The sequence below is a fragment of the Neorhizobium sp. IRS_2294 genome (assembly GCF_050500145.1).
GTDB classification, from domain to species: Bacteria; Pseudomonadota; Alphaproteobacteria; order Rhizobiales; family Rhizobiaceae; genus Neorhizobium; species Neorhizobium soli.
This window is the reverse complement of sequence record NZ_CP191439.1, coordinates 526268-537800: the sequence shown is the minus strand read 5'-3', so window position 1 is coordinate 537800 and position 11533 is coordinate 526268. Positions and strand designations below refer to the sequence as shown.

At 59.7% G+C, this 11533-nt stretch carries 14 protein-coding genes; 2 read left to right on the top strand and 12 right to left on the bottom strand.

Going from position 1 to position 11533, the window contains the following annotated elements:
* Nucleotides 1-3 precede the first annotated feature (3 nt).
* The 3 genes from ACQY1K_RS02605 to ACQY1K_RS02595 all read right to left on the bottom strand — a co-directional run bounded on the left by ACQY1K_RS02605 (nucleotide 4) and on the right by ACQY1K_RS02595 (nucleotide 3045).
* Nucleotides 4-1212, bottom strand: coding sequence for a MotB family protein (locus ACQY1K_RS02605; protein ID WP_062453799.1), 1209 nt, complete (start codon nucleotides 1210-1212; stop codon nucleotides 4-6).
* A complete protein-coding gene (locus ACQY1K_RS02600; RefSeq protein WP_430258229.1) occupies nucleotides 1209-1856 on the bottom strand; it encodes a hypothetical protein in 648 nt (215 codons plus the stop codon). The genes ACQY1K_RS02605 and ACQY1K_RS02600 overlap by 4 nt, the downstream gene beginning before the upstream one ends.
* Nucleotides 1857-2160: 304 nt before the next feature.
* Nucleotides 2161-3045 carry a flagellin gene (locus ACQY1K_RS02595; RefSeq protein WP_184654067.1) on the bottom strand — a complete coding sequence of 295 codons (885 nt, stop codon included), beginning with the start codon at nucleotides 3043-3045 and terminating at the stop codon, nucleotides 2161-2163.
* A 568-nt stretch (nucleotides 3046-3613) separates the two neighbouring features.
* Here ACQY1K_RS02595 and ACQY1K_RS02590 point away from each other — a divergent pair.
* Both ACQY1K_RS02590 and ACQY1K_RS02585 read left to right on the top strand, forming a co-directional pair.
* Nucleotides 3614-4507, top strand: coding sequence for a flagellin (locus tag ACQY1K_RS02590; RefSeq protein WP_184654068.1), 894 nt, complete (start codon nucleotides 3614-3616; stop codon nucleotides 4505-4507).
* Between the two features lie 275 nt (nucleotides 4508-4782).
* Nucleotides 4783-5673: a flagellin gene (locus ACQY1K_RS02585; RefSeq protein ID WP_184654069.1), complete on the top strand. Its 891-nt coding sequence runs from the start codon at nucleotides 4783-4785 to the stop codon at nucleotides 5671-5673.
* Between the two features lie 82 nt (nucleotides 5674-5755).
* Here ACQY1K_RS02585 and fliP read toward each other — a convergent pair whose 3' ends face one another.
* From fliP to flgC, 9 genes are all read right to left on the bottom strand, one after another.
* Nucleotides 5756-6493 carry a flagellar type III secretion system pore protein FliP gene (gene fliP / locus ACQY1K_RS02580; RefSeq protein ID WP_430258228.1) on the bottom strand — a complete coding sequence of 246 codons (738 nt, stop codon included), beginning with the start codon at nucleotides 6491-6493 and terminating at the stop codon, nucleotides 5756-5758.
* The gene (locus ACQY1K_RS02575; protein ID WP_430258227.1) at nucleotides 6490-6996 is read right to left on the bottom strand and encodes a flagellar basal body-associated FliL family protein; all 507 of its coding nucleotides are present in this window, start codon (nucleotides 6994-6996) and stop codon (nucleotides 6490-6492) included. Before ACQY1K_RS02575 ends, fliP begins: the two co-directional genes overlap by 4 nt.
* A gap of 46 nt (nucleotides 6997-7042) precedes the next feature.
* Nucleotides 7043-7765, bottom strand: a complete 723-nt coding sequence (gene flgH, locus ACQY1K_RS02570) for a flagellar basal body L-ring protein FlgH (RefSeq protein ID WP_062453806.1) — start codon at nucleotides 7763-7765, stop codon at nucleotides 7043-7045.
* Nucleotides 7762-8319 (bottom strand): MotE family protein, encoded by a 558-nt coding sequence (locus ACQY1K_RS02565; protein ID WP_062579097.1) that lies wholly within the window; start codon nucleotides 8317-8319, stop codon nucleotides 7762-7764. Before ACQY1K_RS02565 ends, flgH begins: the two co-directional genes overlap by 4 nt.
* Nucleotides 8316-9413: a flagellar basal body P-ring protein FlgI gene (locus ACQY1K_RS02560; protein WP_371816134.1), complete on the bottom strand. Its 1098-nt coding sequence runs from the start codon at nucleotides 9411-9413 to the stop codon at nucleotides 8316-8318. Before ACQY1K_RS02560 ends, ACQY1K_RS02565 begins: the two co-directional genes overlap by 4 nt.
* A 17-nt stretch (nucleotides 9414-9430) precedes the next feature.
* On the bottom strand, nucleotides 9431-9883 hold the full coding sequence (flgA, locus tag ACQY1K_RS02555; RefSeq protein ID WP_244473995.1) for a flagellar basal body P-ring formation chaperone FlgA: 453 nt from the start codon (nucleotides 9881-9883) through the stop codon (nucleotides 9431-9433).
* A gap of 84 nt (nucleotides 9884-9967) precedes the next feature.
* On the bottom strand, nucleotides 9968-10756 hold the full coding sequence (flgG, locus tag ACQY1K_RS02550) for a flagellar basal-body rod protein FlgG (RefSeq protein WP_062453809.1): 789 nt from the start codon (nucleotides 10754-10756) through the stop codon (nucleotides 9968-9970).
* 17 nt (nucleotides 10757-10773) lie between these two features.
* The gene (locus tag ACQY1K_RS02545; RefSeq protein WP_062453810.1) at nucleotides 10774-11112 is read right to left on the bottom strand and encodes a flagellar hook-basal body complex protein FliE; all 339 of its coding nucleotides are present in this window, start codon (nucleotides 11110-11112) and stop codon (nucleotides 10774-10776) included.
* A 2-nt stretch (nucleotides 11113-11114) separates the two neighbouring features.
* On the bottom strand, nucleotides 11115-11528 hold the full coding sequence (gene flgC / locus ACQY1K_RS02540; protein ID WP_062453811.1) for a flagellar basal body rod protein FlgC: 414 nt from the start codon (nucleotides 11526-11528) through the stop codon (nucleotides 11115-11117).
* Between the last annotated feature and the right edge of the window lie 5 nt (nucleotides 11529-11533).

Sequence of the window (11533 nt, the reverse complement as noted above, 5' to 3'; positions counted from 1 at the left end):
GATTTATCCGTTGCCCAGCAGGATTTCGATACGGCGGTTGGCGCCGCTCATCGGATCATCGACGTTTTGAAGTCGCCGGTCGGCAAATCCAGAGACCTGCTTTACCCTCTCCTCGTTCAAGCCGCCCCGCACGAGCATGTAATAGGCCGCATGCGCGCGGGACATTGACAGGCTCCAATTGTCTCCGGTGCGTCCCTTGAAGGGCCGTCCGTCCGTGTGGCCACGAATGATCACCGACCCTGGACGCGCGGCCAGGAGTTTGCCGATCTTTTCCATGGCGAGCACGAGCTCCTTGCCGGGCAATGCGGATCCGACATTGAACATCGCGGTATTTGCTTCGTCCGAGATCGTGATCAGCGTGCCGCCTTCGGCCGGCTGCACCACGATGCCCTCGGCCAGCTTGCCGGCAATCCCGGCGACCTGCGCCTGAATTTCCTTCTGAAGCTCTTCGGCCTTGTCCTGCCCGGCGGCGTCGAGTTCAGCCTTTGCCTTCTTGACCGATGCATCGGAAGCATTGGGCGCTGAGACGGCATCCGGCTTTACCGATACTGGGACAGTTTCCACCGCGGGCGGCTGGGAAAAGGCGCTCGCCTGCTCGCCCGGCAGACTCGTGTCCGAAGCAAGCTTGGCTTGCGCCGGTGTGTCGAGCTGCTTGCTCCAGAAATCCGGATCGAAAGGATCACGATAGGCTTCTCCGCCATCCGCACCGGTGGACGGACCGGAATCGCTCGCGCCGCCCTCGCCCTTCGTGCTGACATTGGCCTGTTGGCCCACTTCCTGAGCGATGCTGGCAAGCACGGAATAGGGATTCTGGAACAGAGCTGCTTCGGAAAAGGTCATGTCGTCGCCAGAGGCGGAAATGGACTCGCCATCCATGCCCGCCTTGCCGCCGCCCGTCTTGTCGTTCTCCACGGTGGACTTCTTGTCGGAATCTTCGCCCTTGGCCTGATCCGACGGCTTCTTGATGCCCTTGGATGCGGGCGTGTCGTCAGACAGCGGCACGGGATTGAAATAGCTCGCGAGCGATGCCTTCGTTTCCTCATTGGCGGCGTTGACCAGCCACATGACGAGAAAGAAGGCCATCATGGCGGTCATGAAGTCGGCGAACGCAATCTTCCATGCACCGCCGTGATGGCTGTCGTGATCGCCGCGGTGACGCTTGATGATGATGATTTCGTTTTTGCCGTGATGATGGTTCTCAGCTTCGCTCATGCCAGCACCCTCTCAAGGTCGGCGGCAAAGGCAGAAAGGCGCGTCACGAGAAGCGAATCACCGATCTCGACGCGGATGTCGGTGTCATCTGTGTGGACGAAAGACACCGCATCGCCTTTCTCCTCAAGCTGGGCTTTGAGAAGATCGCAGAGGTGCTCCGGTCCGAAGACCGTAATCTGCTCCAGAATTTCCTTGGCGAGCGTCGGTTTAAGCTCCTCGACAAGCTCGTTGATAGCGCCGCGCATCACCTGTTCTTTGAGCAAGGGAGACAGAACGCGTGCCGTCGCCTCGGACAGTTCGGCAGAGACCCGCGACGCGAGATCCGGAAGAGCCTTCGAGAGATAATCGGCCAACCCGTCCTCGAACTGGAGGCGCTGCTGTTCGATCTCCTGCGCATGCTGTACCTTCAGCGCCTCGAGCTCTTCGGCATGCTTCGCCGTCAAGGATTGGGTCGCCGCAAGATGACCTTCATCATAGGCTTCGCGACGCTCGGCCTCGAGATCGACTTCTACCGTCTGCGCAAAGCTTTCCAGCGCCGGCATCTCGGCGGGCGACGCAAAGTGAGAGGGCGTTTCTATCGGGGCCGCAAGCAGCGCAGCCTCGGCGCCGAAATCTCTGAGATACCGCGCAAGTGGGGAATTCATCAACGCACTCCATCAACGTCGTTTGCGGAATAAGGCCGCAACGTCTCACGCATCGCCCGTTCTGTGATGCTCCACACCGGCCTCCGGCCCGCGCCCGATCGCCGGGGCGGCGGAGTTCGCCATGGGAATAGATCAGAAATTAGGAAGTTAAACTTGTGCGAGGATGATGCAGTCCTCGTGAACCTGAACGACAAGGTGCGACGACACCAAGATACCTGACACCTACGCCGCAAGAGCCGTACAGCAAATGCAATCGGCCGCGCTCGAAAGCGCGGCCGACTTGAAAATTGCCTCGGGACTACTCTTACTGCTGGAAGAGCGAAAGAATGTTCTGCGACGAGGAGTTCGCGATCGACAGCGACTGGACAGCGAGCTGCTGCTGGGTCTGCAGGGCCGAAAGCTTGGCGGATTCTTCTTCCATATCGGCGTCGACGAGGCGGCTGATGCCTTCCTCGATCGCATCAGACAGCGTGCCGGCATACGTTGTCTGAAGATCGATACGGGTCTGGAGAGCACCGAGCGCTGCACCGGCGTTCGTCATTTCAGACAGGGCGGATTCTACAGTCACGAGAAACCCGTCAAGCTGTGCGGGAGTCGTGGCGTCCGAAAGCACGATGCCCATGACATTGCCGAGGATGCCGTCGGAACCAACGCCGTCGTCATCGATTTCGCCGAACATGGCATAGGTCGAAACCTCGAAGGATGCCGTCGTGACTTCGACCGTACCGTCGTCGTTACGGATGAAGCCGTCAACGACGGTTTCGTCGGCTGCGCCGGCTGCGGCAACCATCCAGTTCTCGCCCGAGAACGACGCGCCCTGAGCGATCGAGGACAGCTGTTCCTGCAGCTTCTTGATTTCGAGCTGGATCTGCTCCTTGTCCGTCGAACCTTCGTTCGCGGTGACAAGCTTCGACTTAATTTCGTCAACGACATCGAGCGCGGCTTCCATGGCAGCATAGGCCGTGTCGACCTTGGCAGCACCGACGCCGAGAGCATCGTTGGCAGCCTTGAGTGCGTTGTTGTCCGACCCCATCGTGGTCGAGATCGACCAGTAGGCGACGTTGTCCGAGGCTTCTGCAACACGATAACCGGAGGAGACGCGGCCCTGGGTTTGCTCCAGGCTGTCGTTGATACCGCGCAGCGTCTGGAGTGCGGAATTGGCGGCAACATTGGTCAAGATACTGGTCATTGAAAACTGCCCCTTGTGGCGTTTATTGTGAGGGCATCCCGGATGTACCGGTAACGACGATCAGCCTCATGCCTGCCGCGCCCTTGCGTTCGACTCGTCGCTTCGATGAGCACAGAAAATCATTTTATGGTTAATGGAGAGTTAAGCTGTAGTAGAAGTTAACGCCGGCCCAAACTTTTTCGGTTTTTTTAACGGTCACAGCGAGCCTCGCCTAGATCAGCAGAAGGACGCGGTGGACGCTCGCCGGTCGGGCCTTACGCTTCTTTGCAGAGCGACCCGAGCCGAGGTTTCCAACCGACCCGCCGCTCGCGCAACTTGCCGCCGAAGCGCGCGCCGCCCCATCAAGCCTATTTCGTGTTGTTTCGAACTCGTTAACCACGTCCCTAGTCGTTCAAGAGTTGGACGCCGATTTAAGACCTTGGCAAGGAATGGCTGCGAAATTGCAGCCTAGATGACGGGCTTGGATCCAATAAGGAACAAGAGGCATGAAGCCGGGCCGTCATTTGCCGGTGACACTACCGAACCCGGTATGTCCTCCTTTTTTGTATAGAGTCCAAGGGGACACTCCATGACTAGCATCAATTTCAATTCTTCTGCTTCGTCCGCTCTTCAGACACTGAGCACCATCAACAAGAGCCTGGAGCAGACGCAGAACAACGTTTCTTCGGGCTACAAGGTTGGCAAGGCTTCGGACAACGTCGCCTACTGGTCGATCTCGACCACGATGAATTCAGACAACAAGGCCCTCAACGCCGCTTCCGACGCTCTCGGCGTTGGTGCAGCCAAGGTCGACACGGCCTATGCCGCTATGGAAAGCGCCATCGACGTCGTCAACGAGATCAAGTCGAAGCTGGTCACCGCGACCGAAACCTCGACCGACAAGGGTCAGATCAACCTTGAAATCAGCAAGCTGAAGGAACAGCTGACCTCGATCGCCAAAGGCGCTTCGTTCTCGGGCGAAAACTGGATGATTGCCGGTGATCAGACGAATGGTTCCGTCGTCGACGGCTTCGTCCGCTCGACCGACGACGGTGGCGTCCAGAGCGTTGCAGTGACTACCGCGACTTACGCCATCAATACCAACGCGCTGTTCGACGACGAAGACGCAACGACCGGCGGCATTCTCGGTGCTGACGACGGTGTCATGTCGATCGCGCTGACCGACACCACGACCCAGGCCCAAATCGCGACATACATGTCGGCTGTCGAAACTGCTCTCGACGGCATGACGACTGCCGGCGGTACGCTCGGCGCTCTGTCGACCCGCATCGACCTCCAGACCGATTATGCCGGCAAGCTGTCCGACGCTATCGATCAGGGCGTCAGCCGTCTCGTCGACGCCGACATGGAAGAAGAATCTGCCAAGCTGTCTGCCTTGCAGACCCAGCAGCAGCTCGCCATCCAGTCGCTGTCGATCGCCAATTCCTCTTCGCAGAACATCATGTCGCTGTTCCGCGGCTAATAGAACGCCAGCCAATTTCACTTGCCTCGAAAAGCCCCGGTCTATCCGGGGCTTTTTGCGTTTCCGGACAGAGCTTTCCGAAAAAATAGCGATCGCGCGACAACTAATGGCCGGTCATTCGATATTCATTAACCTTAATGGTGTTTTCTACCATCATCTAAGCGGCGGGCCGGAATGAGTGAGTATTTTCCGACTGGCATGATGCTCACACGTCGCTTCCCGGTGATTTACCGGAATGTCCCCTCACCTGTTTCTTTTATCTAGGGGTTAGTACAATGACGAGTATCCTTACCAACGTTGCAGCGAATTCTGCACTCCAGACGCTGAGCACCATCAACAGCAGCCTTGAAGAGACCCAGGGCCGAGTATCCTCAGGCTACAAGGTCAGCGAAGCTTCCGACAACGTCGCCTACTGGTCGATCTCGACGACGATGAATTCCGACAACAAGGCCCTCAACGCCGCTTCCGACGCTCTGGGCGTTGGTGCAGCCAAGGTCGACACGGCCTATGCCGCTATGGAAAGCGCCATCGACGTCGTCAACGAAATCAAGGCCAAGCTGGTCACAGCGACCGAAACCTCCACCGACAGTGTTCAGATCAACCTTGAAATCAGCAAGCTGAAGGAACAGCTGACGTCTATCGCCAAAGGCGCTTCGTTCTCGGGCGAAAACTGGATGATTGCCGGTGATCAGATGAATGGTTCCGTCGTCGACGGCTTCGTCCGCTCGACCGACGACGGTGGCGTCCAGAGCGTTGCAGTGACCACCGCGACTTACGCCATCAATACCAACGCGCTGTTCGACGACGAAGACGCAACGACCGGCGGCATTCTCGGTGCCGACGACGGTGTCATGTCGATCGCGCTGACCGACACCACGACCCAGGCCCAAATCGCGACATACATGTCGGCTGTCGAAACTGCTCTCGACGGCATGACGACTGCCGGCGGTACGCTCGGCGCTCTGTCGACCCGCATCGACCTCCAGACCGATTATGCCGGCAAGCTGTCCGACGCTATCGATCAGGGCGTCAGCCGCCTCGTTGATGCCGACATGGAAGAAGAGTCTGCCAAGCTGTCTGCCCTGCAGACCCAGCAGCAGCTCGCCATCCAGTCGCTGTCGATCGCCAATTCCTCTTCCCAGAACATCATGTCGCTGTTCCAGTAAGAGCAGCTTATCTACCAAGACCGAAAGGGCCGCGCTCGATGCGCGGCCTTTTTTATGCGCCGATGGCAGAGAAGAAACGCTGTTACGAGAACGATCTCACCAGCGAGCCGACGAGAAGGTTCCAGCCGTCGATAAGGACGAAGAAAAGGATCTTGAACGGCAGCGAGATCGAGGTTGGCGGCAGCATCATCATGCCCATCGCCATCGTGATGCTGGCAACGATCATGTCGATGACAAGGAACGGCAGCACGATGAGAAAGCCGATTTCGAAGCCGCGACGGATTTCCGACAGCATGAATGCCGGGATCAGCACGCGGTAGTCCGTCTGCGCGCCGAGCGTGACCGTCTGGCCGCGTTCCCGGGCGATGTCGACGAACAGCGCCACATCCTTGTCGCGGACGTTGGCAATCATGAATTCGCGGAACGGCTGCGCGATGCGCTGTATCGCTTCGGCCTCGTTGATCTGGTTCTGCAAAAGCGGCTGTGCGCCATCCTGCCAGGCACGGTCCATCGTCGGCGCCATGACGTAGAAGGTCATGAACAACGCCATGCTGGTCAGGATCATGTTGGACGGTGTGGTCGACAGGCCCATGCCGGACCGCAAGATCGAGAAGGCGATGATGAAGCGCGGGAAGCTCGTCACCATGATCAGGATGCCGGGCGCGATGGATAGAACCGTCAGCAGGCCGAAGGTGCGGATGATCCAGGCGGAAACCGAGCCGTCGACCGGCAGGTTCAGCATGTCCAGGGCAGACTGTTGCGCATTCGCCGCGTCGGGTAACGCAGCGAAGAGAGCAAGAACGGCTAAAAGTCGAATCATTCGATGATGAAAGTCCTGAACACCAGATCAGCAACCTTGCCCTGAGACCTCAGCTTGGCGCGTTCCTTCAGGTCATCTCGGAGATAACCGAAGCCGCGTGGCCCCTGAATTTGCTGCAGCGACAAGGTCCGCATATAGGCGAGTATATCTTCCTGAATGGAAGCCGCCACCGCTTCATCGATGTTTTCACCGAATATTAACGAAACCTCGAGGCGGACCATGCTGTCCGAAGGATAGGCGAGGTTGGCAATGATCGGTTCCAGCGGCCGGACGTGGCTCGCACCGGCAGCGGCGCCGTGTTCCCCTCCCCCGGCAGGGGTCGCGGCTGCGCCATGACCGGCGGCAGGTGCCTCCTCCACGACCGGCGACGGGACGATCATCTTGCCGACAACCCAGCCTCCGCCCACGCCGACGACCGTCAGTCCCAGTACGGCCGCCGCAGTCATCACCAGGGAAGACTTTTTCTTCGCTGGTTGATCCGCCGTGAGGCTGGCGTCGGTCATGGTGGCTAAACTCCGCTAGTAGTGAGGGACATCGAATCGCGCCCGGTCAGATCGGCGAGAAGATGTCGCTGATCTGCTGGCCGACCGGCGGCTGCTGGACTTCCATCAGGCGACCGCGGCCACCGTAGGAAATGCGGGCTTCGGCGATCTTCTCATAGGATATCGTGTTCTCGGCATTCACGTCCTGAGGGCGCACGATGCCGGCAACGTTGAGGATGCGGATCTCGTGATTGACGCGCACTTCCTGCGAGCCGCTGATGATGAGATTTCCGTTTTCGAGAACGCCGGTGACGACCGCGGCCACGAGAAGTGTGAGCTTCTCGGCGCGGCTGATGGAGCCCTTGCCGTTCGACTGGCTGTCGGAATCAAAGCCCGCCGTCGAATCTGCCTCCGGCTTCCAGCCAAGGATTTCCGCGGCGGCCTGCCAGTTGGTGGTCTTGGAATTCTTGCGGCTGCGATCCGTCTCGTTGTCAAAGCTCGCCTTGTCGTTCATCGAGATATTGACCGTCAGGATATCGCCGACGTTCAGCGCGCGGGCATCCTTGAACAGGGCGCCCTGGCTGTCGCTCCACAGCGAGAAGCCGCTCGCCATGTGGCGCGGCTGCTTGGGATACATCGACATCTGCTGCGTCTGGCCATATTGCAGGCCGCTGCCGATCGGGCTCATGGCCGGCGCATTGCCGATTTCCTTGATGGTCGTCATCTGCCCGTTCTGACATCCGGCGATCAGCGATGTCATCGCAAGAAGAGCCGTGAGTTGCTTTTTCATGACGGGTCCTTGGAGGTATTGGGGTCTGCGGCGCTCGCCATGATCATTGCGACCATGGCAGCCTTCTGGGCGTCCATTTCGGCAAGGATCAGGCCCGATTGCCGCGGTGGCAGCTGCATGATGATGGCGGCTGCAATGTTGATGTTCATCTGGTCGAACTGCGGCGCGACTTCGTCAGCCTTTGCCGTCTTGTAGATTTCGACCAGACTGGCCTTGGCGCTGGCCAGGAACGCGTTGCGTTTCTTCAGCCAGTCCTGATATTCAGCGCGCCGATTTTCGAGCTCGGTGATGCGCGTGTTGATGTCGCCCTGCAGCTTTTCCAGTTCCTGCTTCTGCAGGAGATAACGCTGGTCGCGGGCCGAATCGACGATGTTGCCGCAGAACTGCTGGACTTCCTGCTGGCTGCCACCGGCTTCCTGTGCGGCGCCAAGAAGTTGCGGCTGCTGCTGCGCGCGGGCGCCCGGTAGAAGGCAGAGCGAGAGAGCGGCGGCGATCAGATAGACCGAGCTGCGAGTGGCGAGAACCGGGAACCTGCCTGAAACTGTGTTGGTCATTGCAGAACGAGCTCCGCTTGCAGGGCTCCGGCAGACTTTATCGCCTGGAGGATCGAGATGATGCCGTCCGGCTTGACGCCGATATTGTTCAGGCCGGCGACCAGCGTCTTCAGATCAGGTCCGTCGATGACGGCAATCGGTCCGCCGGTCTTTTCGGCCATGATATCGGTCTGCGGCTGCACCGCCGTTTCGCCCCTTGAGAACGGTTCGGGCTGGATGACCTGCGGCGTCTCGGTGACCTGAACAGTCAACGTGCCGTAGCTGACCGCAACCCGGGCGACCCGGACATCGGCGCCGATGACGATCGTACCGGTGCGCTCGTTGATCACCACGCGTGCGGGGGCGTCGGTCTGGACCACGAGATTTTCGATGTCGCCCATCAGGCGGGTCAGGTCGGCTGAGCGCGGTTTCTGGACAACCACTTCCTGGCTGTCGCGCGCTTCGGCGATCGGATCGCCGAAGGTGCGGCGGGCATAGGCGTTGACGACATCGGCGATCCGAACCGATGTCGAGAAATCCGGGTTGCGAAGCTGCAGCACCAGATTGACCGAATCCTTGAACTTGGACGGAAGCTCGCGCTCGATGATCGCTCCCGACGGCACACGACCGGCTGTGGTGACGCCTTCGGTCAGTGTCGCAGCAGCACCCTGTGCGTTGAAGCCGGAGACGATCACCGACCCTTGCGCGACGGCATAGATCTGTCCGTCGGCGCCGGTGAGCGATGTCATGATCAGCGTGCCGCCGCGCAACGAGGTGGCGTCGCCGAGCGAGCTGACATTGACGTCGATCCGGCTGCCCGGGCTCGCGAACGAGGGAAGATTGGCGGTGACCATGACCGCAGCAATGTTCTTGGCGCTGGACTGACCGCCCTGCGTCGAGATGCCGAGGTTCTGCAGCATGGCGCGCAGCGACTGATCGGTGAACGGAGACGAACGCAGGCTGTCGCCGGTTCCCTGCAGACCCACGACCAGGCCATAGCCGATCAACTGGTTCTCGCGACCGGACTGCAGCGAAGCGATATCCTTGATGCGGGACGACGTGGCCGTGGCATCGGTGACGGGCAGCATCGTGATGACCGCGATCGCCGCAATCATCAGTTTCCGGACCATACTCATTTCTGAACCACCTCGACGCTGCCGTCCGCCATCACCGTGCCGTTGACCATGACGCCCGTATCGAGGTTCCTGACCTTGATGACCTCGCCTGTCATCGCATCGTCCATGGGCGCGCCGCGGGCAGCGATGACCATGCGCTGCGACGAGAAGGTAAGCCTGACACTTGTGCCGCGCTTGACCGTGAAAGGATCGCGGAGAACGTTCAAAGGAATGGTGCGGCCGGCAAGCAGCGTCTTGCGCGTGACCTTGCCGACCACCTGATCCAGCGAACTGGCATAGCCCGGCGCGATATTCGGATTGGTGACGGCCACCTCGCTGACGAACGCCTCGCCGATCGTATCGCCCGGATAGATCGTGGTGCTGGGCACGACGGCATTGCGCGGCTCCGCGAATGCCGCCCCCGGCAGGATGAGCGCGCTCAAAAGCGCCCCGGCCAGCCAGGTCTTCATTCCGGTTTTCCAGCTGCTTGCCCGACCGGTTTTCCGGACGTTCTCTTGCCAAAGCATCATGCTCGGTCCGCCTTCTATCTTCCGCTACTTGAGGTTCTGGCTGACGATCTGCGCCATCTCGTCGGCGGTGGTGATCACCTTCGAGTTCATTTCATACGCACGCTGAGCGGAGATCAGATCGGTGATCTCCTTGACTGAATCGACGTTGGAGTTCTCGAGATAGCCCTGCTTGAGGTAGCCGAAGCCAGTCTCCTGCGGGTTGGCGACGACCGGCTGCCCGGATGCCGCCGTTTCAGAAAACAGGTTGTCGCCCAAAGGCTTCAGACCAGCATCGTTGACGAAGTTGGTCAGAGTGATCTGGCCGAGTTCCGTCGGGGTCGTCGATGTCCCGATCGTCGCATTGACGATCCCGTCTTCGCTGACGCTGACCGACGTCGCGTCAGTCGGAATGGTGATTTGCGGGATGACACCGTAACCGTCGGCAGTCACCAGTCTTCCGTTGGCATCCTTGTTGAAGGACCCGGCGCGGGTGTAGAGGGTCTCACCGTTGGTGCCTTCGACCATGAACCAACCACGCCCGACGATCGCCATGTCAAGATCGTTGCTCGTCTGGGTGATTTCGCCCTGGATGTGGAGCTTGCGGACGGACTGCGTCTGAACACCGAGACCGATATTGGCACCTTCCGGCACAGCGGACTGATCGGCGCGGTTGGCGACGCCCGAAGCGCGCTCGGTCTGATAGAGAAGGTCGGTAAACTCGGCACGCGACCGCTTGAAGCCGGTCGTGTTGATGTTGGCGATGTTGTTTGCAATGACTTCGAGATTGGTCTGCTGCGCATCCATGCCGGTGGCGGCAATTGCTAGTGCTCTCATGGTCTCTGCTCCAGTCTCTAGATCTGCATCTTGGTGATGTCGAGGTAGGCGGACACGATCTTGTCGCGGAACGCCGTCGCAGTCTTCAGCGCCTGTTCGGCCTGGAGAACGGCATCGACCACTTCACGCGTGTTCGCCTTGCCCTGGATGCCGGCAAACGATGCAGTTTCACCGCCCTTGACGGCGTTGATCGCGTCTGTTGCCATGCTGCCCAGGACATCACCGAAGCCCGGTCCTGCAACGGCCGTCGTTGCCGCGTTGACCGCGGTGCCGAGAACATTTGCTGCCGTATTGTCGCCGGAGACGCCGTCGGTCTGCTTTGTGAACAGGCCGAGGCCCTCAATAGGATTGATCATCTTTAACCTTTCAAGAGATCGATGGTCGCCGAGATCAGATCACGGGACTGGCGAATGCTCTGGAGATTTGCCTCGTAGCTGCGGTTTGCTTCACGCAGGTCTGCCATTTCGATCAGCATGTTGACGTTCGGCATCTTGACGACGCCGTTTGCGTCCGCTGCCGGATTGCTGGGGTCGAGTTCTTCAACGAAGTCACCCTTGTCGACACCGATCTTCTGGACGCCGACGGTCCTGACCCCTGTTGCCCGGTCGAGTTCGGCGCCGAACGTCACCGTCTTGCGGCGATAGGGATCGGCACCCGGCGTATCGCCGGTGGTGCGGGCGTTGGCGATGTTTTCCGACACGATGCGGAGTCTGGTCGCTTCCGCTTCCATGCCGCTGCCAGAAATCTTGAGGGCTGCTGATAAAGGATCCATTGGGC